General features: G+C 70.7%; 22 protein-coding genes. 10 read left to right on the plus strand and 12 right to left on the minus strand.

Annotated features, from left to right (window positions below):
* Positions 1 to 7 precede the first annotated feature (7 nt).
* On the minus strand, positions 8 to 2,299 hold the full coding sequence (locus ACYQ8Q_RS25535; protein WP_460068093.1) for a transglycosylase domain-containing protein: 2,292 nt from the start codon (positions 2,297 to 2,299) through the stop codon (positions 8 to 10).
* Between the two features lie 407 nt (positions 2,300 to 2,706).
* Here ACYQ8Q_RS25535 and wblA point away from each other — a divergent pair, with 407 nt between their 5' ends.
* Entirely contained in the window at positions 2,707 to 3,045 is a 339-nt protein-coding gene (gene wblA, locus ACYQ8Q_RS25540; protein WP_055634507.1) for a transcriptional regulator WblA, read from the plus strand.
* A 100-nt stretch (positions 3,046 to 3,145) separates the two neighbouring features.
* On the opposite strand, the gene ACYQ8Q_RS25545 is transcribed toward wblA, so the two are convergent.
* Together ACYQ8Q_RS25545 and ACYQ8Q_RS25550 are read right to left on the minus strand one after the other, a co-directional pair.
* Positions 3,146 to 4,600 carry an ArsA family ATPase gene (locus ACYQ8Q_RS25545; RefSeq protein WP_460068095.1) on the minus strand — a complete coding sequence of 485 codons (1,455 nt, stop codon included), beginning with the start codon at positions 4,598 to 4,600 and terminating at the stop codon, positions 3,146 to 3,148.
* A 10-nt stretch (positions 4,601 to 4,610) separates the two neighbouring features.
* Complete coding sequence (locus tag ACYQ8Q_RS25550) at positions 4,611 to 5,588, minus strand: ArsA-related P-loop ATPase (protein ID WP_460068097.1); 978 nt, start codon at positions 5,586 to 5,588, stop codon at positions 4,611 to 4,613.
* A gap of 152 nt (positions 5,589 to 5,740) precedes the next feature.
* On the opposite strand from ACYQ8Q_RS25550, the gene ACYQ8Q_RS25555 reads away from it, so the two are divergent.
* The 4 genes from ACYQ8Q_RS25555 to ACYQ8Q_RS25570 all read left to right on the plus strand — a co-directional run bounded on the left by ACYQ8Q_RS25555 (position 5,741) and on the right by ACYQ8Q_RS25570 (position 8,135).
* The gene (locus ACYQ8Q_RS25555; RefSeq protein ID WP_020129281.1) at positions 5,741 to 5,899 is read left to right on the plus strand and encodes a DUF4177 domain-containing protein; all 159 of its coding nucleotides are present in this window, start codon (positions 5,741 to 5,743) and stop codon (positions 5,897 to 5,899) included.
* Positions 5,896 to 6,360: a RidA family protein gene (locus tag ACYQ8Q_RS25560; protein WP_055634504.1), complete on the plus strand. Its 465-nt coding sequence runs from the start codon at positions 5,896 to 5,898 to the stop codon at positions 6,358 to 6,360. The genes ACYQ8Q_RS25555 and ACYQ8Q_RS25560 overlap by 4 nt, the downstream gene beginning before the upstream one ends.
* 72 nt (positions 6,361 to 6,432) lie before the next feature.
* Complete coding sequence (locus ACYQ8Q_RS25565; protein ID WP_460068102.1) at positions 6,433 to 7,308, plus strand: NUDIX hydrolase; 876 nt, start codon at positions 6,433 to 6,435, stop codon at positions 7,306 to 7,308.
* Entirely contained in the window at positions 7,305 to 8,135 is an 831-nt protein-coding gene (locus ACYQ8Q_RS25570; protein WP_460068105.1) for an MBL fold metallo-hydrolase, read from the plus strand. The genes ACYQ8Q_RS25565 and ACYQ8Q_RS25570 overlap by 4 nt, the downstream gene beginning before the upstream one ends.
* Here the strand turns inward: ACYQ8Q_RS25570 and ACYQ8Q_RS25575 are convergent.
* Both ACYQ8Q_RS25575 and ACYQ8Q_RS25580 read right to left on the minus strand, forming a co-directional pair.
* The gene (locus tag ACYQ8Q_RS25575) at positions 8,132 to 8,977 is read right to left on the minus strand and encodes a nucleotidyltransferase domain-containing protein (protein WP_460068108.1); all 846 of its coding nucleotides are present in this window, start codon (positions 8,975 to 8,977) and stop codon (positions 8,132 to 8,134) included. The genes ACYQ8Q_RS25570 and ACYQ8Q_RS25575 overlap by 4 nt on opposite strands.
* A 56-nt stretch (positions 8,978 to 9,033) precedes the next feature.
* Positions 9,034 to 9,708, minus strand: coding sequence for a Crp/Fnr family transcriptional regulator (locus ACYQ8Q_RS25580; RefSeq protein ID WP_029382547.1), 675 nt, complete (start codon positions 9,706 to 9,708; stop codon positions 9,034 to 9,036).
* A gap of 315 nt (positions 9,709 to 10,023) precedes the next feature.
* Between ACYQ8Q_RS25580 and nth the strand changes: the two genes are divergently transcribed.
* The 3 genes from nth (at position 10,024) to ACYQ8Q_RS25595 (ending at position 13,355) form a co-directional block, all read left to right on the plus strand.
* Complete coding sequence (gene nth, locus ACYQ8Q_RS25585; RefSeq protein ID WP_460068112.1) at positions 10,024 to 10,836, plus strand: endonuclease III; 813 nt, start codon at positions 10,024 to 10,026, stop codon at positions 10,834 to 10,836.
* 643 nt (positions 10,837 to 11,479) lie between these two features.
* Positions 11,480 to 12,142 (plus strand): NUDIX hydrolase, encoded by a 663-nt coding sequence (locus tag ACYQ8Q_RS25590; RefSeq protein ID WP_460068114.1) that lies wholly within the window; start codon positions 11,480 to 11,482, stop codon positions 12,140 to 12,142.
* Positions 12,143 to 12,155: 13 nt separating this feature from the next.
* Positions 12,156 to 13,355 carry a MarP family serine protease gene (locus ACYQ8Q_RS25595; protein ID WP_460068115.1) on the plus strand — a complete coding sequence of 400 codons (1,200 nt, stop codon included), beginning with the start codon at positions 12,156 to 12,158 and terminating at the stop codon, positions 13,353 to 13,355.
* A 43-nt stretch (positions 13,356 to 13,398) separates the two neighbouring features.
* On the opposite strand, the gene ACYQ8Q_RS25600 is transcribed toward ACYQ8Q_RS25595, so the two are convergent.
* From ACYQ8Q_RS25600 to ACYQ8Q_RS25625, 6 genes are all read right to left on the minus strand, one after another.
* Complete coding sequence (locus ACYQ8Q_RS25600) at positions 13,399 to 13,581, minus strand: hypothetical protein (protein WP_359001433.1); 183 nt, start codon at positions 13,579 to 13,581, stop codon at positions 13,399 to 13,401.
* 185 nt (positions 13,582 to 13,766) lie between these two features.
* Positions 13,767 to 14,717 (minus strand): alpha/beta fold hydrolase, encoded by a 951-nt coding sequence (locus ACYQ8Q_RS25605; RefSeq protein WP_460068116.1) that lies wholly within the window; start codon positions 14,715 to 14,717, stop codon positions 13,767 to 13,769.
* On the minus strand, positions 14,714 to 15,202 hold the full coding sequence (locus ACYQ8Q_RS25610; protein ID WP_460068117.1) for a phage holin family protein: 489 nt from the start codon (positions 15,200 to 15,202) through the stop codon (positions 14,714 to 14,716). The genes ACYQ8Q_RS25605 and ACYQ8Q_RS25610 overlap by 4 nt, the downstream gene beginning before the upstream one ends.
* Before the next feature lie 68 nt (positions 15,203 to 15,270).
* On the minus strand, positions 15,271 to 16,800 hold the full coding sequence (gene nhaA / locus ACYQ8Q_RS25615) for a Na+/H+ antiporter NhaA (protein ID WP_460068119.1): 1,530 nt from the start codon (positions 16,798 to 16,800) through the stop codon (positions 15,271 to 15,273).
* A 217-nt stretch (positions 16,801 to 17,017) separates the two neighbouring features.
* Positions 17,018 to 18,973: an acetate--CoA ligase gene (gene acs, locus ACYQ8Q_RS25620; RefSeq protein WP_460068120.1), complete on the minus strand. Its 1,956-nt coding sequence runs from the start codon at positions 18,971 to 18,973 to the stop codon at positions 17,018 to 17,020.
* A gap of 212 nt (positions 18,974 to 19,185) precedes the next feature.
* Positions 19,186 to 21,708: a bifunctional SulP family inorganic anion transporter/carbonic anhydrase gene (locus ACYQ8Q_RS25625; protein WP_460068121.1), complete on the minus strand. Its 2,523-nt coding sequence runs from the start codon at positions 21,706 to 21,708 to the stop codon at positions 19,186 to 19,188.
* 335 nt (positions 21,709 to 22,043) lie between these two features.
* Between ACYQ8Q_RS25625 and ACYQ8Q_RS25630 the strand changes: the two genes are divergently transcribed.
* The gene (locus ACYQ8Q_RS25630; protein ID WP_460068122.1) at positions 22,044 to 23,309 is read left to right on the plus strand and encodes a polysaccharide deacetylase family protein; all 1,266 of its coding nucleotides are present in this window, start codon (positions 22,044 to 22,046) and stop codon (positions 23,307 to 23,309) included.
* 16 nt (positions 23,310 to 23,325) lie between these two features.
* On the opposite strand, the gene ACYQ8Q_RS25635 is transcribed toward ACYQ8Q_RS25630, so the two are convergent.
* Positions 23,326 to 24,306, minus strand: coding sequence for an ATP-binding protein (locus tag ACYQ8Q_RS25635; RefSeq protein ID WP_460068123.1), 981 nt, complete (start codon positions 24,304 to 24,306; stop codon positions 23,326 to 23,328).
* A 101-nt stretch (positions 24,307 to 24,407) separates the two neighbouring features.
* Between ACYQ8Q_RS25635 and ACYQ8Q_RS25640 the strand changes: the two genes are divergently transcribed.
* On the plus strand, positions 24,408 to 25,232 hold the full coding sequence (locus tag ACYQ8Q_RS25640) for a Fic family protein (protein ID WP_460068125.1): 825 nt from the start codon (positions 24,408 to 24,410) through the stop codon (positions 25,230 to 25,232).
* Positions 25,233 to 25,472: the final 240 nt, after the last annotated feature.

Raw genomic sequence — 25,472 nt, forward strand, 5'->3', positions numbered from 1 at the left:
GTGCTGCTCAGCCCCGTCCGCCCCCGTTGCCGTTCCCGTTGCCATTGCCCTGGAACAGGTTGCCGAAGTCGGTCGAGGTGTCGCCGGTCGAGGACGAGCCGCCGTCGGTCGAGGTGCTGCCGTCGGACGTGCCGCCGTCGAAGAGGCCGCCGATGAAGCCGTTGTCGCCGCCGTTGTTCCCGTTGTTGTTGTCATCGTCGTTGTCGTCGTCTCCCTTGTCCTGGTTGTTGCGCGGGATGGAGACGAGGTTGAAGTCCGGGGCGTCCTTGCCCTCCAGCGCGCCGTTCATGGCGTCGCGCCAGATCGGGCCGGGGGTGTCGCCGCCGTAGACCTGGGAGTGGTAGACACCGCCGATGTAGATGTTGGTCATCTGCACCTTCTGGGTGGCGCTGCCGACCCAGACGGCGCCCGAGAGGTTCGGGGTGTAGCCGACGAACCAGGCGTTCTTGCGGGAGTCCGTGGTACCGGTCTTACCGGCGTTGGCGCGGCCGGAGAGGCCGGCCTGCTGGCCCGTACCGGAGTCGATCACACCGCTGAGCAGGGTGTTGATGGTGTCCGCGGTCTTCTCGCTCATCGCCCGCGAGCAGGTCGACTTCGGGACCTCCAGCGACTTCTTCTTGCCGCCCGAGGTCTGGGTGATCGACTCGATGGCGATCGGGGTGCAGTACATGCCCCGGCTGGCGAAGGCCGCGTACGCGCTCGCCATGGTGAGCGGGGAGAGACCGGTCGAACCGAGGGTCATCGAGGAGGGCACCTCGGGGACCTTGTCGCCGTTGCCCTGGACCACGCCGAGCGCGTCGGTCATCTTCACCACGGGGCACATGCCGATGTCGGCGAGCATCTGCACGAAGTAGGTGTTGACCGACTTCGCCATGGCGGTCTGCAGGTCGTACGGGCCCTTCTCGGACTCGCTCTCGTTCTCCAGCTTGTAGTTGCCGTCGTTGCGCCAGGACTTGCCGCTGCACGTCTGGACGGTCTCCGGGTACGACATCTCGTACGGCGCCGAGTACGTCTGGTTGGCCGGGCGGCCCTCCTCGATCGCGGCCGCGGCCACGAACGGCTTGAAGGTCGAACCGGTCGGGAAGCCGAAGTTCGAGCCGCCCATGGAGGCGTTGACCGAGTAGTTGTACTCGGTCTCGTTCTTGCCGTAGCCGTACGGCTTGGACTGGCCCATGCCGAGGATCTTGCCGGTGCCGGGCTCGACGAGCGTGGCGGCGGCGGCGACCTTGTCCGACTTGTAGACGTGCTTCTTCAGGCTGGCCCGGACGGATTCCTGGGCCTGCGGCTGGAGGGTCGTCCGGATGGTCAGACCGCCCTGGTTCCAGAGCTTGGCCCGCGCCTCCTTCGTCTTGCCGAAGACCGGGTCGCTGAGGAAGACCCGCTCGACGTACTTGCAGAAGAAGCTGGCGCCCTGGACGGCGGTGATGCAGCCGTTCTTCGGCTGGGTGACCTTCAGACCCAGCGGGGCCTTCTGCGCCTTCGCGGCCTCGGCCTCCGAGATGTCGCCGACCTCGGCCATGCGCTGGAGCACGGTGTTACGGCGCTTGGTGGCCTCGGTCGCGTCGTTGACCGGGTCGTAGCGGCTCGGGGACTGCACGATGCCGGCCAGCAGGGCCGCCTGCGGGAGGGTGAGGTTCTTGGCGTGCGTGGAGAAGTAGCGCTGGGAGGCCGCCTCTACGCCGTACGCCTGCTCACCGAAGAACGTGATGTTCAGGTAGTTCTCGAGGATCTTCTTCTTGCCGAGCTCCTCCTCGACCTGGATCGCGTACTTCAGCTCCTTGATCTTGCGGCCGATGGTCTGCTGGGTGGCCTGCGCGACCTTCGTCGGGTCGTCACCGGCCTCCTCCACGAAGACGTTCTTCACGTACTGCTGGGTGAGCGTCGAGGCGCCCTGCGAGACGCCGCTGCTCTGCACGTTCTTGTTGAGGGCGCGCAGGACGCCCTTCAGGTCGATCGCGCCGTGCTGGTAGAAGCGCGAGTCCTCGATCGCGACGATCGCCTTCTGCATGTACGGCGAGATGTTCTTGAGGTCGACCACCGTGCGGTCACGGGAGTAGACCGTGGCGATCTGACCGCCCTCGGCGTCGAGGATCGTGGTGCGCTGGCTCAGCGGCGGTGTCTTCAGATTGGCCGGGAGTTCGTCGAACGACTCGACCGACCCCTTGGCGGCCAGCCCCAGGGCGCCGAACGCGGGCAGCGCGATGCCCGCCAGCACGGCTCCGGAGAGGACACTGACACCGAGGAACTTGGCGGCCTGCTGCGTGGCGGACAGGCCACCGCCCGAGCGCTTGTTTGGCATGAGGGCAGCCTACGTTCTCATTCGCCGGACACGCGTATAGGCCTTGGCCTAAGCTGCTCCCAACTGTCACAGCAGTAGGGCCACGTATCAATACGTCCGGCGACCCCGAATCGTTCCGGAGGTTCCCCAACTTTTTTGGTGGGGGCGTGCCCGAATCCGCCTTGTGTGTCATCCGGCGTCCGTTGTGACCCAAGTGAACTGTCCCCTTTGCGGGGAAGGTCATGTATGTCGCAGGCTCACTCCCCCGGGTGATCTGCCGCTTACCCATAGTCCGTTCGGGCCATTCAAGATTGGGCCCGAAGGGGGTGTTGCGCTGTCCCCACCTTCCGTAACGTCCTCAACTGGCGGCGGTGAATATGCCGCTGCCGCCGTGGGGGAGCCTCGATTCGGGAGAGGACGGCGCCGGTATGGGCTGGGTTACCGACTGGAGTGCGCAGGCTGCCTGCCGCACTACCGATCCGGATGAACTGTTCGTTCAGGGAGCAGCGCAGAACAGGGCCAAGGCGGTGTGCACCGGATGCCCGGTACGCACCGAATGTCTGGCTGACGCGCTCGACAACCGCGTCGAGTTCGGCGTGTGGGGAGGCATGACGGAGCGCGAGCGCCGCGCTCTGCTGCGCAGGCGGCCGACCGTCACCTCGTGGCGCCGGCTGCTGGAGACGGCGCGCTCGGAGTACGAGCGCGGCTCGGGCATCGTGTCGCTCGACGACGACGAGATGTACGAGAACTACGCGGCGGTGAGCTGAGCGGCGGTGAGCTGAGAAGAGACCTTGCGCTTCCGCACAGGGCATCTTCCTGTTCCGCACAGGGGACCTTCCGGTTCGGCGTCGGCGGTCTCGGGCAGCGTCAGTCGTCGGTGGTCCCGGGAAGCTCCGGCCGATTGGCCGCGAGCCGGCTGCCGATGTCCCGCAGTCCCGCGAGGTCGTGCACGTCACCGGGCAGCGCCGCCACTTCGGCCACCGCCACCTCCGGATGGAGGGCGGTGAAGCGATCACGGGTGCGCTGCTCACGGGAGAGCAGATGCATACGCTCGGCGTGCAGCCTCAGCAGGCCTGCGGTCAGCTGATCGGCGCTGGGGGAGCCGGACCCCGGATCGGTTGCGGGTGGTTCTGAACTGCCGTGCGTGTCGGGAGAGTTACGAAGTCCAGCTTTCCCGCCGTCCTGATCCACAATGCGGGGCTCTTCAAGATTTTCCGCTGCGGGGGAATCGGAAGCAGGAGAATCGGAAGCAGGAGAATCGGACGCGGGGGAATCCGGAGCGGCGGCGGTACGCCCGTCGTCGCTCGTGTCGGCCTCGGCGTTGCTGTCGGCTTCGACGTTCGTGTCGGCGTCGGTGTCGGCCAGATCGAGATTCTCCGCTGCGGCGAGTGCCCGCTCGGCGGACAGCTGCGCCGCACCGCTGCCATGGACCCGGTTGAGCACCAGACCGGCCAGCGGCATGCTCTCGGCGGCCAGCCGCTCCACGAAGTACGCGGCCTCCCGCAGCGCGTCCCGCTCGGGGGCCGCCACCACGAGGAACGCCGTCCCCGGCGCCTGGAGCAGTTTGTAGGTGGCGTCCGCGCGCGTGCGGAACCCGCCGAACATCGAGTCCATCGCCGCCACGAACGTCTGCACGTCCTTCAGCAACTGCCCGCCCAGCAGCTTGCCGAGCGCGCCGGTCATCATCGACATCCCGACGTTCAGGAACTTCATCCCCGCGCGGCCGCCGACCTTCGCGGGCGCGAGCAGGACCCGGATCAGCTTGCCGTCCAGGAACGAACCCAGCCGCTTCGGCGCGTCCAGGAAGTCCAGCGCGGAGCGGGACGGGGGAGTGTCGACCACGATCAGGTCCCACTCGTCCCGGGCGCGCAACTGGCCCAGCTTCTCCATCGCCATGTACTCCTGCGTCCCGGCGAAACCGGCGGAGAGCGACTGGTAGAAGGGGTTCGACAGGATCGCGGACGCCCGCTCCGGATCCGCGTGCGCCTCGACGATCTCGTCGAACGTGCGCTTCATGTCGAGCATCATCGCGTGCAACTCGCCGTCACCCTCGACGCCCTTGACCCGGCGCGGGGTGTTGTCCAGCGAGTCGATGCCCATCGACTGGGCGAGCCGGCGCGCCGGGTCGATGGTGAGCACCACCACCTTCCGGCCCCGCTCGGCCGCCCTGAGGCCCAGCGCCGCCGCCGTCGTCGTCTTGCCGACCCCGCCGGAACCGCAGCACACCACGATCCGGGTCGCCGGATCGTCGAGCAGCGGGTCGAGATCGAGCACACGCGTGGGGGAGAGCCGGTGCTGCGCCTGGCCCTGGTCCCGACTCATACCGTCCCCCTCATACGATCTGCTGCTTGCGCAGCTCGGTGGCGAGGTCGTACAGGCCCGCCAGATCCATTCCCTCGGCGAGCAGCGGCAGTTCGTGCAGCGGCAGGCCCAGCTCGCCCAGGACCGCCCGCTGCTCCTGCTCCAGCGCGTGCCGCTCGGCGTACTCCTCGGCCTGCTGCAGGAGCGGGTCCACCAGCCGCTCGGCGTGCCCGCCGCGCCGCGCCCCGCCCAGCCCGGCCGCGGACAACGACCGCGCAATGGACGAACGTGTCACGGTTCGTACGAGTTCCAGCCCGTCCACGTCCAGCACCTCGGGCCGCACCATGTTGACGATGACCCGGCCCACCGGCAGCTTCGCCGCCCGCAGCTCGGCGATGCCGTCCGCGGTCTCCTGGACCGGCATCTCCTCGAGCAGCGCCACCAGGTGCACGGCCGTCTCCGGCGACTTCAGCACCCTCATCACGGCCTGCGCCTGATTGTGTATCGGGCCGATCTTGGCCAGCCCCGCCACCTCGTCGTTGACGTTCAGGAAGCGGGTGACGCGACCGGTCGGCGGGGCGTCCATGACGACGTAGTCGTACACGAAACGCCCGCTCTTGTCCTTGCGCCGGACCGCCTCGCACGCCTTGCCGGTGAGGAGGACGTCCCTCAGGCCGGGTGCGACGGTGGTGGCGAAGTCGATCGCGCCCAGCTTCTTCAGGGCCCGTCCGGCGCTCCCCAGCTTGTAGAACATCTGGAGGTAGTCCAGAAGGGCCAGTTCGGGATCGATGGCGAGCGCGTACACCTCACCACCGCCCGGCGCGACGGCGATCTTGCGTTCCTCATAGGGCAACGCCTCTGTCTCGAAGAGCTGCGCGATGCCCTGCCGGCCCTCCACCTCGACGAGAAGCGTCCGCTTCCCTGCCGTGGCGAGGGCCAGCGCGAGGGCGGCGGCGACCGTCGTCTTTCCGGTCCCGCCCTTGCCGCTGACGACCTGGAGCCTGCTCACGTCTTCGAGCGTAACCAGTCCATGCCCGAGGCAATCGGGAGGCTGTGGACAACAGGGGGCGGTATCGGCCACATGGCCTGTGGACAACCGGGCCGGAACCGGCCGCCCGGCCTGTACGGGAGCCCCCGCTCGACAGCGGATACAGTCGCCCCATGACCAAGTGGGAATACGCAACCGTGCCGCTGCTCGTCCATGCCACGAAGCAGATTCTGGACACCTGGGGCGAGGACGGCTGGGAGCTCGTCCAGGTCGTGCCCGGGCCGAACAACCCCGAGCAGCTCGTGGCCTACCTGAAGCGGGCCAAGGCGTGAGCGGCGTCGAGGCGAAGCTCGCCGAGCTGGGCCTGACCCTGCCGGCCGTGGTGCCGCCGCTCGCGGCCTACCAGCCCGCCGTGCAGTCCGGGCCGTATGTGTTCACCTCAGGTCAGCTGCCCATGGTGGACGGCAAGCTGCCCGTCACCGGCAAGGTCGGCGCCGAGGTCACCCCCGAGGAGGCCAAGGAGCTGGCCCGTACCTGCGCCCTGAACGCCCTGGCCGCCGTGAAGTCGGTCGCCGGTGATCTGGACCGCGTCGCGCGCGTGGTGAAGGTCGTCGGCTTCGTCGCCTCGGCCTCGGACTTCACCGGCCAGCCCGCCGTCGTCAACGGCGCGAGCGAGCTGCTCGGCGCGGTCCTCGGCGACAAGGGCGTGCACGCGCGCAGCGCGGTCGGCGTCGCGGTGCTCCCGCTGGACGCCCCCGTCGAGGTCGAGATCCAGGTCGAGCTGGTCCCGTAAGGGGCGCCGCGGGGGTGCCCTGACCTCGGGCACCTCTCGAACATTCGCTCACCAGGGGATAGCCTCGCGCCCATGGCGAATGGGCAGTGGTTCCCCTCGGACTGGCCGGAACGCATCCGCGCTCTCGCGGACGGGACACTCACGCCCGTCACGCCCCGGCGCGCGGCCACCGTCATGCTCGTGAAGGACGGGCCGGCCGGGACGTTCGTCCACATGCTGCGCAGACGCGCCTCCATGGCCTTCGCCGGAGGCGCGTACGCGTATCCGGGCGGCGGAGTCGACCCGCGCGACGACGAGCGCCTGGTGCGCTGGGCGGGCCCCACGCGCGCGTGGTGGGCGCAGCGGCTCGGCGTCGAGGAGGCGGTGGCCCAGGCGATCGTCTGCGCGGCCGTACGGGAGACGTACGAGGAGGCGGGCGTCCTGCTCGCGGGCCCGGACCCCGACGCGGTCGTCGGTGACACGACCGGCCCCGACTGGGAGGCGGACCGCGCGGCCGTGGCCGCCCGTGAGCTGTCCTTCGCCGAGTTCCTCGACCGCCGCGGGCTGGTCCTGCGCTCCGACCTGCTCGGCGCCTGGACGCGCTGGATCACCCCCGAGTTCGAGTCCCGCCGCTATGACACCTGGTTCTTCGTGGCCGCGCTCCCCGAGGGGCAGCGCACCCGCAACGCCTCCACGGAGGCGGACCGCACGGTGTGGATCCGCCCGCAGGAGGCGGCGGACGGCTACGACAAGGGCGAGCTGACGATGATGCCGCCCACGATCGCGACCCTGCGCCAGCTGACCCCGTACGCCACCGCCGCCGAGGCCCTCGCCGCGGCCCCCGGCCGCGATCTGACCGCCGTCCTGGCCGAGGCCCGGCTCACCGACGACGAGATCGTCCTGACCTGGCCGGGCCACGGCGAGTTCACCAAGCACATCCCGATCCCCGCCGGTGGAGGCCCCGCATGACCGACGCAGCAGCCCTCCCCGGCCAGCCCCGCGGCGGCGTCCTGACCGGACCGGCCACCGCGCGCGCGGTCAACGTCCTCGCGCCGAACGCCTCCGCGATGACCCTGGACGGCACCAACACCTGGATCGTCTCCGAGCCCGGTTCCGAGCTGGCGGTCGTGATCGACCCGGGCCCGCTGGACGACGGCCATCTGCGGGCGGTCGTCGACACCGCCGAGCGGGCCGGCAAGAGGGTCGCCCTGACCCTGCTGACCCACGGCCACCCCGACCACGCCGAGGGCGCCGTCCGCTTCGCCGAACTGACCGGTACGCGCGTGCGTGCCCTGGACCCGGCGCTGCGGCTGGGCGACGAGGGACTGGCCGCCGGTGACGTGATCACGCTGGGCGGCCTGGAGCTGCGGGTCGTGCCGACGCCCGGCCACACCGCCGACTCGCTGTGCTTCCACCTCCCGGCCGACGGGGCCGTCCTGACCGGCGACACCATCCTGGGGCGCGGCACCACCGTCGTGGCGCACCCGGACGGGCGGCTGGGCGACTATCTGGACTCCCTGCGGCGCCTGAGGTCCCTCACGGTCGACGACGGCGTCCACACGGTCCTCCCGGGCCACGGCCCCGTCCTGGAGGACGCCCAGGGCGCCGTGGAGTTCTATCTCGCCCACCGCGCCCACCGCCTCGCCCAGGTCGAGACGGCCGTCGAGGACGGCTTGCGCGCCGCCTCCGAGGTCGTCGCCCATGTGTACGCCGACGTCGACCGCTCCTTGTGGCCGGCGGCGGAACTCTCCGTACGGGCGCAGATCGAGTACCTGGAGGACCACGGGCTGATCTAGGCGCCGTCGGTCTGGGCGCCGTCCTCCGGCCGGGGAGCCTTGATGCCGTGCACGCGCGCGTACTCGTCCGCGAGCCAGGGCCCGAGGTCGTCCACGAACGATGTGAGAACGGCCGCGTCGCCCGTCGGCTCGTAGCCCAGTACCGCCGCCCTACGCACCTGGTCGGCCCGCTCGGGGTAGTAGTCCGCGAACGCCTCGGCCATCTCGTGCAGATCGCTGGTCCAGCCGTTCCAGCGGGGCATGACCAGGGTGAACGCGGTGCGCACGAGGTGGCGGGACATGTACCGGACGTGGGGTCTGAGGGCCTCCTCCGTACCGGCCGTCTCCGCGATGCGGGTCCGCCAGCGCGGCAGCAGCAGGGCGAGCTCGCCGTTCGTCTCGCGCGCGAGGAGCGAGTCGGGGCGGTAGCGGGGCAGCTCCTCGGCGAGGTCCTCGCCGAGGAGCGGGGTGCACAGACAGGCGACGAAGAACCCCAGGTCGTACCGCTCCAGGTCGCTCAGCACGCGCGTGCGGCTCGACAGCAGCACTCCGCCGCCGTCGATCTGCGGGAACCCCCGGTCGAGGGCGTCGAGCAGGGCCCGAGCGTCGGCCCGGTCCGCCTCGGTCGGCTCGTCGTGCAGGACGGCCAGCAGGTCCAGATCGCTGCGCCCCACGCGCGCGGTGCCGCGCGGGATCGACCCGTAGAGGTACGCGCTGTGCAGCCGGGCCCCGTACAGCTCCAGGATCCCGTCCCGGGCGGCCGCGACGACGGGCCGGAAGGCGCCCGGCACGCGCGCGAGGGAGCCTTCGCGGACGAGGTGGCCCTGGGCGTCCAGCCCTCGCGGGGGAACCGTTTCAGCCATGGGGCCACTGTGCCAGGGGTGCGGGGGCGGCAGCCCCGGTGGCCCTGGTGCCGTCGTTACCGCGACCGCTTGGCGAGCCGCTCCACGTCCAGCAGGATGACCGCCCGCGCCTCCAGGCGCAGCCACCCGCGCTGGGCGAAGTCGGCGAGCGCCTTGTTGACCGTCTCGCGCGAGGCGCCGACGAGCTGGGCCAGCTCCTCCTGCGTGAGGTCGTGGACGACGTGGATGCCCTCCTCGGACTGCACGCCGAAGCGGCGGGAGAGGTCCAGCAGTGCCCGCGCCACGCGGCCGGGGACGTCCGAGAAGACCAGGTCGGACATGGCGTCGTTGGTCTTGCGCAGGCGCCGGGCGACGGCGCGCAGGAGTGCGGCGGCCACCTCGGGGCGGGCGTTCAGCCAGGGCTGGAGGTCGCCGTGGCCGAGGCCGAGCAGCTTGACCTCGGTGAGGGCCGTCGCCGTCGCCGTACGCGGGCCCGGGTCGAAGAGTGACAGCTCGCCGATCAGCTCGCCGGGGCCCACCACGGCCAGCATGTTCTCGCGGCCGTCGGGGGACGTGCGGTGGAGCTTGACCTTGCCCTCGGTGACGACGTAGAGCCGGTCGCCCGGGTCGCCCTCGTGGAACAGGGAGTCGCCACGGGCGAGGGTCACCTCACTCATGGAGGCGCGCAGCTCCGCGGCCTGCTCGTCGTCGAGTGCCGCGAAGAGCGGGTTGCGCCGCAGAACGTCGTCCACGAGTTCTCTCCTTGTCGCCTGCTCAGGGGATCTTGTCCCCCGCTTACCAGGGGACCTGGTTCCCCATTTTGCCGGACGGTCCAAACAGTGTGATCTGTCACAAGGATGCCGCACACATGTCCCGAGGTAAGCGGCAGGGGTCCAATTGGGGGCCGATCTTCGGGGTCCGGGGCGGATGTCGGTGCCGGGCTTTAGGCTGGCCGGGTGTCCAAATCGCCGGTGAGAGCACAGGCCAAGGGGGCTGGGCGGGTGGTTGTACGTCGGGATTCCGCTGTGGGCGAACAAGAGTCCGGTGAGGGTAAGAAAACGGAAAAAGTGACGACAAAAGCCACTGCTGGCAAATCGGCGGGAAAGCCCGAGTCACGGACCGCGCTCGTCCGCCGGGCCCGCCGTATCAACCGCGAACTCGCCGAGGTCTACCCCTACGCCCACCCCGAGCTGGACTTCGAGAACCCCTTCCAGCTGCTGGTCGCCACGGTCCTGTCCGCCCAGACAACCGATCTCAGGGTCAACCAGACGACTCCCGGCCTCTTCGCCAAGTACCCCACCCCCGAGGACCTGGCCGCGGCCAACCCGGAGGAGGTCGAGGAGATCCTCCGCCCCTGCGGGTTCTTCCGGGCCAAGACCCGGTCGGTCATAGGGCTCTCCAAGGGCCTGGTGGAGCGGTTCGACGGCGAGGTCCCCGGCCGTCTGGAGGACCTGGTCACCCTGCCCGGCGTCGGCCGCAAGACCGCCTTCGTGGTCCTCGGCAACGCCTTCGGGCGCCCCGGCATCACCGTGGACACCCATTTCCAGCGGCTCGTACGGCGCTGGCGGTGGACCGAGGAGACCGACCCCGACAAGATCGAGGCGGCGATCGGCGCGCTCTTCCCCAAGGGCGACTGGACGGACCTCTCCCATCACGTCATCTGGCACGGCCGCCGCATCTGTCACGCGCGCAAGCCGGCCTGCGGGGCCTGCCCCATCGCCCCGCTCTGCCCGGCGTACGGCGAGGGCGAGACGGACCCCGAGAAGGCGAAGAAGCTCCTGAAGTACGAGAAGGGCGGCTTCCCCGGCCAGCGGCTGAACCCGCCGCAGGCCTATCTCGACGCGGGCGGGCGGCCGGCCCCGCCGCTGGGGGCCGGATGACCGGGACGACGACGGAGGCAGGACCGGCGGCCGACGGGGCGCGGCCGACGGAACGATCTACGGGTCCTCACGCGTTGGACCCGGCGGAACGGGGGGTGGTGCGGCGATGACACGGGTGAGCGACACGGGGACCGCCGACGAGACGGCGAACGACGCGACAGGGGACACACCGGACGCAGCGGGTGCGGTGGACGCCGGGGCCGGGGGTGCGGCGGGTCCCGGGGCCGGAGATGTGGCGAGGGCCGGGTCCGGTGGTCCGGCGGGTGCCGGGGCCGAGCGTGCGGCGGGTGCAGCGTCCGGGGGCGCGGCGAGGGTCTGGTCCGGTGGTCCGGCGGGCGGCGGGTCCGAGGGTGTGGCGGGTGCCGGCGCCAGGGGTGCGGCGGGTGCAGCGTCCGGGGGTGCGGCGAGGGCCGGGTCCGGTGGTCCGGCGGGTGCCGGGTCTGAGGGTGTGGCGAGGGTCTGGTCCGGTGGTCCGGCGGGCGGCGGATCTGAGGGTGTGGCGGGTGCCGGCGCCAGGGGTGCGGCGGGTGCCGGGTCTGAGGGTGTGGCGAGGGTCCGGTCCGGTGGTCCGGCGGGTGGTGTCCGGCCCGGAGGCGCGGCGGGGGCCGGAGAGGGCGGTCCGGGTGGCGTCCGGGGTGGCGCGGTGCCGGTCCGCAAGCACGGTCTGCCCGGCTGGCTCGACCCGGTCGTGCGGGTCGTGGAGACGGTCCGGCCGCGCCAGCTCAGCCGCTTCCTGCCGCCGCAGGACGGCGCGGGACGCCAGTCCGCGGTCCTCGTGCTGTTCGGAGAGGGTGAGCAGGGCCCCGAGCTGCTGCTGATGGAGCGGGCCGGCTCCCTGCGCTCGCACGCGGGACAGCCCTCCTTCCCCGGCGGCGCCCTCGATCCGGAGGACGGCGATCCGCAGGGCGACGGACCCCTGCGGGCCGCGTTGCGCGAGGCCGAGGAGGAGACCGGACTCGACCCCTCCGGCGTCCAGCTCTTCGGCGTCCTGCCCAAGCTGTACATCCCGGTCAGCAGTTTCGTCGTGACGCCCGTCCTGGGCTGGTGGCGCGAGCCGAGCCCGGTGGGAGTCGTCGACCCGGCGGAGACGGCCCGCGTCTTCACGGTCCCCGTGGCCGATCTCACGGATCCGGCCAACCGGGCCACCACCGTCCATCCCAGCGGCCACCGAGGTCCGGCATTCCTGGTCGAATCGGCCCTCGTCTGGGGCTTCACGGCCGGCATCATCGACCGCCTGCTGCACTTCGCGGGCTGGGAGCGCCCCTGGGACCGGGACAAGCAGGTCCCGCTCGACTGGCGGTCATGACAGGGTGAACCCCGTGAACGTGCTGGACATCTTGTTGCTGGTCGCGGCCGTCTGGTTCGCGGTGGTCGGCTTCCGCCAGGGCTTCGTCGTCGGCATCCTGTCGGTGATCGGCTTCCTGGGCGGCGGCCTGGTCGCCGTCTACCTGCTGCCGCTCATCTGGGACTGGCTCACCGACAACGCCGAGGTCAGCACCACGGCCGCCGTCGTCGCCGTGGTCGTCGTGATCGTCTGCGCCTCGGTCGGACAGGCCCTGACCACCCATCTCGGCAACAAACTGCGCCGGTACATCACCTGGTCCCCGGCCCGCGCCCTGGACGCCACCGGCGGCGCCCTGGTGAACGTCGTCGCCATGCTGCTGGTGGCCTGGCTGATCGGCTCCGCCCTGGCCGGCACCACCCTGCCGACCCTCGGCAAGGAGGTCCGCAACTCCACCGTGCTCCAGGGGGTGTCCCGGGCGTTGCCCGACCAGGCGGACACCTGGTTCGCCGACTTCTCCTCCGTCCTCGCGCAGAACGGCTTCCCCCAGGTCTTCAGCCCGTTCGCCAACGAGCCGATCACCGACGTCCAGCCGCCCGACCCGGCCCTCGCCGGCAGCCCCGTCGCCACGCGCGCGCAGCGCTCCATCGTCAAGGTGATGGGCACCGCCGAGAGTTGCGGCAAGGTCCTGGAGGGCACCGGCTTCGTCTTCGGCGAGCGCCGCGTCATGACCAACGCGCATGTCGTGGGCGGCGTCGACGAACCGACCGTGCAGATCGGCGGCGAGGGCCGCAAGTACGACGCGACGGTCGTCCTGTACGACTGGAAGCGCGACATCGCCGTGCTCGACGTACCGGACCTCGACGCGCCCGTGCTGAAGTTCACCACCGGCGTCGCGTCCACCGGTGCCGACGCGATCGTCGCCGGGTTCCCGGAGAACGGGTCGTACGACGTCCGTGCCGCGCGCGTGCGCGGGCGCATCACGGCCAACGGCCCGGACATCTACCACCGCGGCACCGTGCGCCGTGATGTGTACTCGCTCTACACGACCGTCCGTCAGGGCAACTCCGGCGGCCCGCTGCTCACCCCCGACGGGCGGGTGTACGGCGTGGTGTTCGCGAAGTCGCTCGACGACGCCTCCACCGGGTACGCGCTCACCGCGGAAGAGATCCAGCAGGACATCACCGACGGACGTACCGCGGGACAGCAGGTGGACAGCGACCGCTGCGCCCTCTAGGAGCGGGGCGCGGCGGTCGGCCGGTCGAGACGGTCGGGGGGCGTCAGCCTCGAGGGTGACGCAGGCGTACCGAGACCCAGCGGGCCCGGCGGCGCAGGATGCGCGGAATGCCCACCCGGAGGTCGGAGCCCGTCAGTTGCGGGTCGGCACCTCGTTGGTGGGAGCTCAGGCCAGCGGCCGAGCGGCGGTTGCGTGCTGCGTCACTGTAGTCGTGCGTCCAGCCCATACCCCGACGTCTGCCCCCGCCCCAAGGTCGATAACCGCCCCGAGGCCCGCCAATTGGCCTATGCGCCGGGCAATTGGCCGCTTGTCGTACAGGTGTTTTCCCGCGGGCGTCCCGCGGGCGTCCCGCGGGCGTCCCGCAGGCATCCTGCGGGCATCCCACGGCGGACACCGGGCGCGACAGCTCGGTCACCGATCCGGTTCGGGATCCTTCAGCCAATTGACCAGTTCTGTGGAGAAAGCGACCGGATCCTCCTCGTGGGGGAAGTGGCCCAGCCCGTCGAAGAGCCGCCAGCGGTAGGGCGCCTCCACGTACTCGCCGGAGCCGGCCGCGCTGCGCGTGCGCATCACTGGGTCGAGCGACCCGTGCAAGTGGAGCGTGGGGACGCGCACGGGCCGCTTCATGCGCCGGTAGAACTGGACGCCGTCCGGTCGCGCCATCGAGCGCACCAGCCACCGGTACGGCTCGACCGAGCAGTGCGCGGTGGAGGGGATGCACATCGCGCGCCGGTACGTCTCCAGCACCGCGTCCTCCGGCGGCCGCGGCCCGGACCACTCCCGGATCAGCCGGGCCACCAGTTCCCCGTCGTCGGCGGTGAGCTGCCGCTCGGGGATCCACGGCCGCTGGAACCCCCAGATGTGGGAGCTCGCGGCGGACTGCCGGACGTCGGCCAGCATTGCCGAGCGCCAGCGCCGTGGGTGCGGCATCGAGGCCACCGCGAGCCGCCGGACCAGCTTGGGGCGCATCACGGCGGCCGTCCACGCCAGATAGCCGCCCAGGTCGTGGCCGACGAGCGCGGCGTCCGGCTCGCCGAGTGAGCGGATCACGCCGGTGATGTCGAGGGCGAGGTTGGCCGGGTCGTAGCCCCGGGGCGTACGGTCGCTGCCGCCCACGCCCCGCAGATCCATGGCGACGGCCCGGAAGCCGGCGTCGGCGAGCGCGCCGAGCTGATGCCGCCAGGTCCACCAGAACTGCGGGAAACCGTGGACCAGCATGACCAGCGGTCCGTCACCGGCCTCCGCGATGTGGAAGCGGGCGCCGTTCGCGGCCACCTCACGATGGGTCACCTTGGTGCCGTCGGCGTATTCCGGCCGTACGACCGAGGTGGGCTGCGCCGAAGGGGTGGCGGGGTCCGTCATGACGTCGAGCGTGCCACAGCCTCGATGGCCACCGGACCCCGGTCCTCGGGCAGCTCCGGCCTCGGGTGCGGTTTGGCGTTCTGCAGGACGCCCGCGCTCTCCTTCATCGACGCGGCCACCTTCTGCGGGCCCTGGCTCTTCTTGGCCTTCTTCGCGAACACCACGCCGATCAGCACCAGGACGAGCGCGACGAGCACGTTCGCCGCGAAGGACAGCAGGAAGCAGATCGCGAGGTTCCAGTCGCTCCAGGTCCGGATGCCGTACGCCAGCGCGAAGTTCAGCATCGGCAGGGAGAACACCAGGACCGCGCCGGCCACGGTGAACGCCCCGCCGCTCGCCGCGCCGCGCTTCACGTCGTGCCTCAGCTGCGCCTTCGCCAGCGCGATCTCGTCGTGCACCAGCGCCGACATCTCGGTCGTCGCCGAGGCGAACAGCTGGCCGATGCTGGCTTCGGCGCCGACCGGGCTGCCGTCGGGTGCGCTCATCGCGGTCTCCCTCTTCTGCTGCTCTGTGCTGCTGGTCCGTCTGACTTCTTTTGTACCGTCCCGTCAGATCATGCCGGACCGCCGCCGTCCTCGCCCGCCCCGCCCGGTACTTCGGCCGCCATCCGGTGCGCGGGATCCGTCCCCGCGTCCGTTTCCAGGGCTGTTCCCGAGCCCGTCCCCGCGTCCGTCCCGGCGTCTGTTTCCGCGGCTGTCCCGGCGGCCCCCGTGCGGGCGATCTCCGCGGCGATACGGCGGTGCTCGGCGGCCTTGCGCTCATGGATCCCGGCCATCCGCAGGTGGTACGCCGGGTCGTCCTGCTCGTAGACGTCCGGGATGCCGTCGCTGTCCTCGTCGCGCTCCTCGGTCTCCTGGATCCGGCGGTAGCGGGCGTTGCGCAGCTTCAGCAGGACGGTCGCGCAGGTCGCCGCGATGAGTGAGCCCATCAGGACGGCGGCCTTGACCTCGTCGGTGAGGGTCGGGTCGCCCGCGAAGGCCAGTTCGCCGATGAGCAGCGAGACGGTGAAGCCGATGCCGGCGAGCGAGGCGACGGCGAGGACGTCCGCCCAGGCCAGGTCCTCGCTGAGGGAGGCCCGGGTGAAGCGGGCGGTCAGCCAGGTGCCGCCGAAGATGCCGACCGTCTTGCCGACGACGAGTCCGAGGACGACCCCGAGGGTCTCCGGCCGGGTGAACACCTCGCCGAGCGCCCCGCCCGAGATCGTCACACCCGCGCTGAACAGCGCGAACAGTGGCACGGCGAGACCCGCGGAGAGCGGACGCACCAGGTGCTCGATGTGCTCGCCGGGGGAGTGCTCCTCGCCCTCGCGGGTGCTGCAGCGCAGCATCAGGCCCATGGCGACACCGGCGATGGTCGCGTGGACGCCGCTGTTGTACATCAGCGCCCAGATCACCAGCGCGAGCGGCACGTACACGTACCAGCCGCGTACGCCCCTGCGCAGCAGCACCCAGAACACGGCGAGGCCGGCGACGGCGCCGCCCAGCGCGGCGAAGTGGATCGTGTCGGTGAAGAAGACCGCGATGATCAGGATCGCGAACAGGTCGTCGACGACGGCGAGGGTGAGCAGGAAGGCGCGCAGCGCGCTCGGCAGCGATGTCCCGATGACGGCGAGCACGGCGAGCGCGAAGGCGATGTCGGTGGCGGTGGGCACCGCCCAGCCGCCCGTGTCGCCGCCTCCGGTGAGGTTGGTGAGGGTGTAGACGAGCGCCGGTACGGCCATGCCGCACAGCGCGGCCGCGACGGGCAGCGCGGCGGCCCGGGGATCCCTCAGCTCCCCGGCCACCAGCTCGCGCTTGAGTTCGATGCCGGCGACGAAGAAGAAGACCGCGAGGAGGCCGTCGGCGGCCCAGTGCTCGACCGACAGGTGCAGTCCGAGGGCTTCGGGGCCGAGGTGGTAGTGGCTGACGGTCTCGTAGCTGTTGTGCAGCGCGGGGACGTTCGCCCAGAGCAGTGCGGTCACCGCGGCGAGGAGCAGCAGGACACCGCCGACGGTCTCGGTCCGCAGCGCGTCCGTGACGTACGTCCGCTCGGGGAGGGAGAGCCGTCCGAAGAGTCGGCGGGCGGTGCTGCGGGGCGCGGACACGGTGGGGACCTCCGGTCGGTGGGCATGGCGGAACGCATGCCGACCAGACTTCCCGGCGCACCTTTTTGATTATTTTACCCAAGGTGCGCCCGGTGCGGTCGGGGCCTGTGGTCAGGTGATCCCCACGATAGGTGCGAAACGGGCACCCGGCGCGGTCCTTCGCGTCGCCGGATGCCCGTCCCGGGGTGCTCGGCCCGGGGCTGTGCCCGGGCCGTGCTCAGTCCTCGCTCGGCGCCGCCGGGAGCTTCGCCTGGATGAGGTCCATGACCGTGGAGTCGGTCAGGGTGGTCACGTCGCCGAGTTCCCGCTTCTCGGCGATGTCCCGCAGCAGCCGGCGCATGATCTTGCCGGAGCGGGTCTTGGGCAGCTCGGTCACCGGGTGGATCTGCTTGGGCTTGGCGATCGGGCCGAGCGTCGCGCCGACGTGGTTGCGCAGCTCGGCGACCAGGTCCTCGGACTCGGCGGCGGTGCCGCGCAGGATGACGAACGCGACGATCGCCTGTCCGGTCGTCTCGTCGGCCGCGCCGACCACGGCCGCCTCGGCGACCGACGGGTGCGACACGAGCGCCGACTCGACCTCGGTGGTCGAGATGTTGTGCCCGGAGACGAGCATGACGTCGTCCACCCGGCCCAGCAGCCAGATGTCCCCGTCGTCGTCCTTCTTGGCGCCGTCGCCCGCGAAGTACTTGCCCTCGAACCGCGACCAGTACGTGTCGAGGAAGCGCTGGTCGTCGCCCCAGATGGTGCGGAGCATCGACGGCCACGGCTCGGTCAGGACCAGATAGCCACCGCCGCCGTTCGGCACCTCGTTCGCCTCGTCGTCGACGACGGTCGCACCGATGCCGGGCAGCGGGCGCTGGGCGGAGCCCGGCTTGGTCTCGGTGACGCCCGGCAGCGGCGAGATCATCATCGCGCCGGTCTCGGTCTGCCACCAGGTGTCCACGACGGGGGTCAGGTCGGCGCCGATGTGCTTGCGGTACCAGACCCAGGCCTCGGGGTTGATGGGCTCACCGACCGAACCGAGGACACGGAGCGAGGACAGGTCGAACTTCGCGGGGATGTCGTCGCCCCACTTCATGAACGTACGGATCGCCGTCGGGGCGGTGTACAGGATCGTCACCCCGTACTTCTGCACGATCTCCCAGAAGCGCCCCTGGTGCGGGGTGTCCGGCGTGCCCTCGTACATCACCTGCGTCGCGCCGTTCGCCAGTGGCCCGTAGACGATGTACGAGTGCCCGGTGACCCAGCCGACGTCGGCGGTGCACCAGTACACATCGGTCTCCGGCTTGAGGTCGAAGACCGCGTGGTGCGTGTAAGCAGCCTGCGTGAGGTAGCCGCCGGAGGTGTGCAGGATGCCCTTCGGCTTACCCGTCGTGCCGGACGTGTAGAGGATGAACAGCGGCTGCTCGGCGCCGAAGGCCTCGGGGGTGTGCTCGGCGGACTGGCGCTCGACGATCTCGTCCCACCACACGTCCCGGCTGTCGTCCCAGGCGACCTCCTGGCCGGTACGGCGCACCACCAGCACATGCTCGACGTTGCCGGCCTTGCGGATCGCGTCGTCGACGGCCGGCTTGAGCGCGGACGGCTTGCCGCGCCGGTACCCGCCGTCGGCCGTGATGACGACCTTGGCGTCGGCGTCCTGGATCCGGGTCGCCAGCGCGTCCGCGCTGAAGCCGCCGAAGACGACGGAGTGCGCGGCGCCGATCCGGGCGCAGGCCAGCATCGCGACCGCCGTCTCCGGGATCATCGGCATGTAGACCGCGACCCGGTCGCCCTTCTGGACGCCCAGCTCCAGCAGCGCGTTGGCCGCCTTCGACACCTCGTCCTTGAGCTCGGCGTAGGTGAGCGCCCGGCTGTCGCCCGGCTCCCCCTCGAAGTGGATCGCGACCCGGTCGCCGTGCCCGGCCTCCACATGGCGGTCGACGCAGTTGTACGCGACGTTGAGTTCGCCGTCCTCGAACCACTTCGCGAACGGCGGGTTCGACCAGTCCAGCGTCTTCGTCGGCTCCTTGGCCCAGGTCAGCCGACGGGCCTGCTCGGCCCAGAAGCCGAGCCTGTCAGCCTTGGCCTGTTCGTACGCCTCCGCCGTGACGTTGGCGTTCGCGGCCAGGTCGGCGGGCGGCGCGAACCTGCGCTCTTCCTTGAGCAGGTTGGCCAGGCTTTCGTTGCTCACGACATCTCCCTCTCGAAGGGTGTCCGTTGTGTCCCAGGCCACAGCTCATCAGAACCCGGGCCCCGGTGACAAGGGCCGACGGAAAATTGGTTTAGACCTATCCTGATGAGGTCGTGGCCTGGTCCTGGGCCCTGGGGCCTGGTCCTGGTGCGGGCCGGGTCATCCGTACCCACGGACGGGGGCCGGACGAGGTTCAGCCGGTGTAACGCCTTTCACACTCGATGGCCCACATGATCGAACAGCTCGCTGCCGTCGTTCCCGGTGAGCAGATACGTCTGTGCCTCGCCCACGTGGAAGTACAGCCCGTGCAGCTCTAGCGCCCCGGCCCGCAGGGCGCGTGCCACCGACTCGTGGGCCCGCAGATGATCCAGCTGCTGGACCACGTTCGTCAGACAGAGCTGCTCGACCGCGTCCGCCGGTGACCGCCCGGCCAGCCGGGCCCAGGGCCGGCCGTCGTCGGCCATCCGCTCCAGACTCGGCAGCCCGTGCCGCAGCCACCGCTTCAACGGCGTCTGCTCCCCGCCGGGTTCGGAGCCGAGCAGCGCCTGCATGGCCCCGCATCCGGAGTGCCCGCACACCGTGATGGAACGGACCTTCAGCACGTCCACCGCGTACTCGATGGCGGCCCCCACCGAGTCGTCCCCGCTCTCCTCATCCGGCGGTGGCACCAGGTTGCCCACGTTGCGCACCACGAACAGGTCGCCCGGACCACTGGAGGTGATCATCGAGGTGACCAGCCGCGAGTCCGCACACGTGAGGAACAGCTGCGTCGGCTGCTGCCCCTCCCGGGCCAGCCGCGCCAACTCCCCGCGCACCAGGGGAGCGGTGTTCCGCTGGAAGGCGCTGATACCGCGGACCAGGGGGTGACTGCCGTCGGCCCCTGCTCCTGTGAGTCCGGCGGTGTCGCTCGCTTTGTTCGGCTTGTTCGGCTTGTTCGGCTTGTTCGGCTTGTTCGGCTTGTTCGGTCTATTCGGCTGGTTCGGCGCATGCGGCTCGTGGGGATTGTCCGGCGTGGTCGGCGCTCCGGGTTTGCTCGGCTGGTTCGGGGACTCGTAACCGGAACCCGTGGCGTGTGCGGAGCGCGGGAGTTCGCACTGGTGATTGCGCCAAGGGGTCCAGGGCCGGCAGCGGCAGTCGGCCCCGGCGCCGGTGGGGGCCGCGGCCGTGGTCGCCGTGCCGAGTCTGCGGCCGGTCAGCTCCACGGTGCCGCCCTGGGCGGTGTGGGTCTTCTGCCAGTCCTGGAGGGCCTCGTACGCCGCGTGGTCCATGAAGGAGCCGTCCAACTCGACCACGACGGGCGTGCCGTGGGGTACGAGGTGCAGGGCCCGGCTCAGCCGTGGCACCGCGAGGAACGTCAACTGGCCGCGCACATGGACGTGATGGACTCCCTCCTGCTCGTGGTGGGTGATGCGGGTGTGGGCGAGGCGGTTGAGGGCGACGGCGACGGCGACCGCGATCCCCAGCGTCACGCCCTGGAGGACGCCGAGGAACACCACGCCGAGGGTGGTGACGGCGTACACCAGCACCTCCCGGTGGCGGGTCACCGTACGAATGTGGTGCAGGGACACCATCTGGATGCCGACGGCCATCACCAGGGCGGCGAGCGAGGCGAGCGGGATGAGCTCCAGGACCGGGACCATCAGCAGTGCGGCGATCACTACGAGAACGCCGTGCAGCATCGTGGAGTTCCGGCTCACGGCACCTGATTGGACATTCGCCGAACTGCGCACGGCCACCCCCGCGACGGGCAGTCCGCCGAGCGCGCCGGAGACGATGTTGGCGGCTCCCTGACCGAGCAGCTCACGGTCGAGGTCGGAGCGCCCGACACGCGGGGCGCGGCCCATGGGCGAGGAGATGAGGTCGGCGCGGGAGGAGATGAGCTTGTCGACGGCGACCGCGCCGAGCAGCGACTGCACGCTGCACACCAGGGTGATGGTGAGGACGGCCGCCGCGACGCCGAGCGCCGGACCTTCGGGGAGCCCGGCCAGGGCATGGCTGCGCCAGGAGGGGAGGTCGACCTTGGGCAGGGTGAGGCCGGCGAGGGACGCCGCGGCGGTGGCCCCGGCGACGGCGACGAGTGCGGCGGGCACCTTGTGCAGCAGCCGGCCCGCCCGGCCGGGGATTCGTGGCCAGAGCAGCAGCAGGCTGAGGGTCAGGGTGCTCACGGCGACCGCTGCGGGCTGGAGCCCGGCCAGCTGGGCGGGCAGGGCACGGAGGTTGGCGAGGACGGAGCTCTGCGGGGTGCCGCCGAGGACGATGTGCAGCTGGGCGACGGCGATGGTGACGCCGATGCCGGCGAGCATGCCGTGCACGATGGCGGGGCTGACGGCGAGCGCGGTGCGTGCCACGCGCAGACAGCCGAGGCCCAGTTGGGTGAGTCCGGCGAGGACGGTGACGGCACAGGTCGTCCGCCAGCCGTAGCGCTGGATGAGGTCGGCCGTGACCACGGTGAGCCCGGCGGCGGGGCCGCTGACCTGGAGCGGGGAGCCGCCGACGCAGCCGGCGACGATCCCGCCGACGGCGGCGGCGACGAGGCCGGCCTGGAGGGGCGCTCCGGTGGCCAGGGCGATGCCCAGGGACAGGGGAAGGGCGATCAGGAAGACCGCGATCGAGGCGGACACGTCGGCGCCCGCGAGCCGGAAGCGGCGGCGCGGGCCCGACGGGGGGCTGTGGGGCGGATGGGCGCGCCGGGCGCGCGTCGAGTCGGACGTACGAGTGGGGACGCAGGCGGACATGTTCCCGTCTCCTCCGGGGCAGCGCGGTCGCGGAACTGGTGGTCCCCCGCCGATGGCGGGGTGGTCGCGGCCGTGGGTCACGGCGTACTGCGGCGGGATGAAAAATCAACGCTCGGTAAAACGATCGTAATGCAGAGTAAAGGTCAGGCATGGATTTATGTGGCAAATAGGGCAATGAATCACTCTCTTGGATGAAGTGAGCATTTCATCGGCTTGTCGTATTAATTCCTTCTCGGCCCCGTGCGACCTTGACCGCGCTGCCGGCTCGCCCCGGTACGCACCGACAGAACGCCCTCGTCGGCGTGGGCCGAGAGAAGGAAGAAGGTGGGCGGAACATGACCGCCACCCAGAGAATCGCCGCGGCCGTCGTGGTCGCCGCGACGGCCGCCGCATCACTCGCCGGTTGTGCGACGGGAACCGACGCCTCCAAGACGGGAACGCAGACCCCGCGCAAGGGTGCCCCGGCGCCCAAGCACGTCGTCCGGCTGATCGGCGACGGCTCCACCGCGTACACCGGACCGCAGCCGCACCTGCCCCGACCGCAACGTCTGAAGCCCGGTCAGAAGCCCCCGCAGTTCGTGGTGTTCTCCTGGGACGGGGCCGGAGAGGACAGCCAGAAGCTGTTCTCTCACTTCCGCAAGGTGTCCAAGGCCAACCACGCGACCATGACGTACTTCCTCAGCGGCGTGTACATGCTGCCGGAGGAGAAGGCCGACCTGTACCGGCCCCCGCAGCACTCGCCGGGCCGCTCCGACATCGGCTTCAACGACGAGCAGGGCATCGCCGACACCGTGCGGCAGCTCCGGCTGGCGTGGCTGGAGGGCAACGAGATCGGCACCCACTTCAACGGCCACTTCTGCGGCAGGAACGGCGGGGTCGGCGAGTGGTCCCCGGCCGAGTGGCGCGACGAGATCGTCCAGGCCAAGCAGTTCGTGAAGACCTGGAAGACCAACACCGGCATGACGAAGGCCGCCCCGCTGCCCTTCGACTACGACAAGGAGCTGATCGGCGCTCGCACCCCCTGCCTGGAGGGGCAGAAGAACTTCGTGCGGGCGGCGAGCCGGATGGGTTTCCGCTATGACACCAGCGGCGTCAACCAGCAGGTCTGGCCTCGCAAACGGATGGGTCTGTGGGACCTGTCGATGCAGCTCGTGCCGTTCCCGGGACACACCTACGAGCAGCTCACCATGGACTACAACTTCATGGTCAACCAGTCCGGCACCAAGACCCAGGGCGACCCTGCCAAGCGCGCGTTCTGGGGCGAGCAGATGCGGGACGGCCTGCTCCGGGGCTTCCACCGCGCCTACAACGGCAACCGCGCTCCGCTGATCATCGGCAACCACTTCGAGTCCTGGAACGGCGGAACGTACATGCGCGCCGTCGACGAGGTCGTCGAGACCGTCTGCAACCAGGCCGACGTGCGCTGTGTGTCCTTCCGGCAGCTGGCCGACTGGCTGGACGCCCAGGACCCGGAGACCCTGAGCAAGCTGCGCTCGCTGGACGTCGGCGAGCCCCCGAAGGAGGGCTGGGCGTCCTTCCTGTCCGACGGGCCCGCTCCGGCCCCCAAGGGCGTACCGGGCGCTCCGACGGCCCGGCGGTAGCCGCCGTCCGGGTGTTCTAGACGGCGGCGGCCACGCCCTCGCCGAGGACGAAGTCGGGGTCGACCTGGGCGGCCAGGTCGGCCCCGGTGCGTTCGTTGCCCCAGGACTGGGCGTTCTTCAGGTGGAAGTGCACCATCTGGCGTGTGTAGCGGTCCTGGTCGCGCCGCTCGTGGGCGGTGTCGACGGTCGTCCGCAGCAGACGCAGGGCGTCGCGGTCGGTCGCGTCCAGGAGGTCGAACCGGGGCGGCCGGCCCTTCTCCATGGCGCGCACCCAGTCCGAGTGCCCGACCGTGACGAGCAGGTCGTCACCGACTTCGGCGCGGAGGAAGTCGAGGTCGTCCTGCCCTTGCACCTTGTTGCCGACGACCTTCAGCTCGACGCCGAAGTCGCGGGCGTACTCCTTGTACTGACGGTAGACGGAGACCCCCTTCCGGGTCGGCTCGGCGACGAGGAACGTGACGTCGAAGCGGGTGAACAGGCCGGAGGCGAAGGAGTCCGAGCCCGCCGTCATGTCGACCACGACGTATTCGTCGCGGCCGTCCACCAGGTGGTTCAGACACAGCTCCACCGCTCCCGTCTTGGAGTGGTAGCAGGCGACCCCCAGGTCGGCGTCCGTGAAGGGGCCGGTGACCATCAAACGGACGGCGCCGCCGTCGAGTTCCACCGGCCGGGCGCAGGCGTCGTAGACCGGGTTGTCCTCGCGCACCCGCAGCAGCCGGGAGCCCCGGCCGGGCGGGGTCGTCTTGATCATCGACTCTGCGGAGGCGATGCGCGGATTGGAGCCGCGCAGATAATCCTTGATCAACGGCAGGTGCTCGCCCAGTGCGGGCAGGGCGGCGGCCTCGCTCTCGTCGAGGCCGAGGGCGGGTCCCAGATGCTGGTTGATGTCCGCGTCCATGGCGAGCACGGGAGCGCCGAGGGTGGCGAGATGGCGGATGAACAGGGACGACAGTGTGGTCTTGCCGCTGCCGCCCTTCCCGACGAAAGCAATTTTCATGTTCACCAAGAGTAGTGCGACGATAGCTGTGCGTGGCAGCGGTGCGTGAAGAAGACCACTCCTTCGAGGGGTGTGGCCCCGGGGTGCGTAATGTCGTACTCATGAGTACGACAGGCGCGTCCGCCGATCCGCTCGCGGCCCTGGGCTCGTTGCCCGGTGTGGCCGAGTCCGTGGAGTCCGTGCGCAAGGCCGTGGACCGGGTCTACGGACACCGGGTCATGCGGCGCCGCAGCAACGCGATCACCTCCGAGGCCGCCCTGCGCGGCGCCCGCGGCTCGGCGGCGCTCTCCGGCGCGGACTGGGCCCTGGAGGAGGTGCGCCGGCGCAGCGACTTCGGCGTCGACGACGAGGCACGGGTGATGGGTGCCGCCCTGCGGCTGACCGCCGAGGCGGGGCAGCTGCTGTCCATCTGGCGGCAGTCGCCGCTGCGCGTCCTCGCGCGGCTGCATCTGGTGGCCGCGGCGGGCGGCGGCGACGAGATCGGACGGCCGCGGCAGGCCGGGGAGCCGGTCGACGAGCCGCTCGTCGAACTGCCGCTGCCCGGAGCCGGTGAAGTGGCCGGCCGACTGGACGGGCTCTCCGAGCTGATCATCGCGGGGAGTTCGGCGCCCGCCCTGGTGACGGCGGCCGTGGTGCACGGCGAGCTGCTCGCCCTGCGCCCCTTCACCTCGCGCAACGGCCTGGTCGCGCGCGCCGCCGAGCGCATCGTGCTGATCGGCAGCGGTCTCGACCCCAAGTCGGTCTGTCCGGCCGAGGTGGGCCATGCGGAACTGGGCCGCGCGGCCTATCTGGCGGCGCTGGACGGCTATGTGTCCGGCACTCCGGAGGGCATGGCGGCCTGGATCACGCACTGCGGCAGGGCGGTGGAGCTGGGCGCCCGTGAGTCGACGGCGGTGTGCGAGGCGTTGCAGCGCGGCGCGGCGTAGAGGCCGGGGAAAGTCCCGGGGAAAGGGTTGCGGCGGTACGAGAATTCGTACCGCCGCTGGCATGTTCACCGGGTTACCAAGCGTCCTCGATATGGTGCCCATCAGGCCGGGATCTTTGCCCGTGACCTGGTGCGGCTGGCCCGTAATCGACGGGTCGACGTCGCGTGGGTGCTCGGTGTTCATGCATCGGTCCGTGGGGCCAAATGCGTTATTAAGGTGATCCTTTCGGATGTCCTTGGT

Source organism: Streptomyces sp. YKOK-I1 (assembly GCF_054660435.1).

Excerpts from the sequence above, each read along its gene's own strand:
- ACYQ8Q_RS25630 (WP_460068122.1), top strand. The coding sequence starts at position 22,044 with ATGACCGCCACCCAGAGAATCGCCGCGGCCGTCGTGGTCGCCGCGACG.
- ACYQ8Q_RS25575 (WP_460068108.1), bottom strand. The coding sequence starts at position 8,977 with ATGGCTGAAACGGTTCCCCCGCGAGGGCTGGACGCCCAGGGCCACCTC.
- ACYQ8Q_RS25545 (WP_460068095.1), bottom strand. The coding sequence starts at position 4,600 with ATGAGTCGGGACCAGGGCCAGGCGCAGCACCGGCTCTCCCCCACGCGT.
- ACYQ8Q_RS25610 (WP_460068117.1), bottom strand. The coding sequence starts at position 15,202 with ATGAGCGCACCCGACGGCAGCCCGGTCGGCGCCGAAGCCAGCATCGGC.
- ACYQ8Q_RS25535 (WP_460068093.1), bottom strand. The coding sequence starts at position 2,299 with ATGCCAAACAAGCGCTCGGGCGGTGGCCTGTCCGCCACGCAGCAGGCC.
- ACYQ8Q_RS25625 (WP_460068121.1), bottom strand. The coding sequence starts at position 21,708 with ATGTCCGCCTGCGTCCCCACTCGTACGTCCGACTCGACGCGCGCCCGG.
- wblA (WP_055634507.1), top strand. The coding sequence starts at position 2,707 with ATGGGCTGGGTTACCGACTGGAGTGCGCAGGCTGCCTGCCGCACTACC.
- ACYQ8Q_RS25600 (WP_359001433.1), bottom strand. The coding sequence starts at position 13,581 with ATGGGCTGGACGCACGACTACAGTGACGCAGCACGCAACCGCCGCTCG.
- ACYQ8Q_RS25640 (WP_460068125.1), top strand. The coding sequence starts at position 24,408 with ATGAGTACGACAGGCGCGTCCGCCGATCCGCTCGCGGCCCTGGGCTCG.
- ACYQ8Q_RS25565 (WP_460068102.1), top strand. The coding sequence starts at position 6,433 with ATGGCGAATGGGCAGTGGTTCCCCTCGGACTGGCCGGAACGCATCCGC.
- ACYQ8Q_RS25570 (WP_460068105.1), top strand. The coding sequence starts at position 7,305 with ATGACCGACGCAGCAGCCCTCCCCGGCCAGCCCCGCGGCGGCGTCCTG.
- ACYQ8Q_RS25635 (WP_460068123.1), bottom strand. The coding sequence starts at position 24,306 with ATGAAAATTGCTTTCGTCGGGAAGGGCGGCAGCGGCAAGACCACACTG.
- ACYQ8Q_RS25555 (WP_020129281.1), top strand. The coding sequence starts at position 5,741 with ATGACCAAGTGGGAATACGCAACCGTGCCGCTGCTCGTCCATGCCACG.
- ACYQ8Q_RS25605 (WP_460068116.1), bottom strand. The coding sequence starts at position 14,717 with ATGACGGACCCCGCCACCCCTTCGGCGCAGCCCACCTCGGTCGTACGG.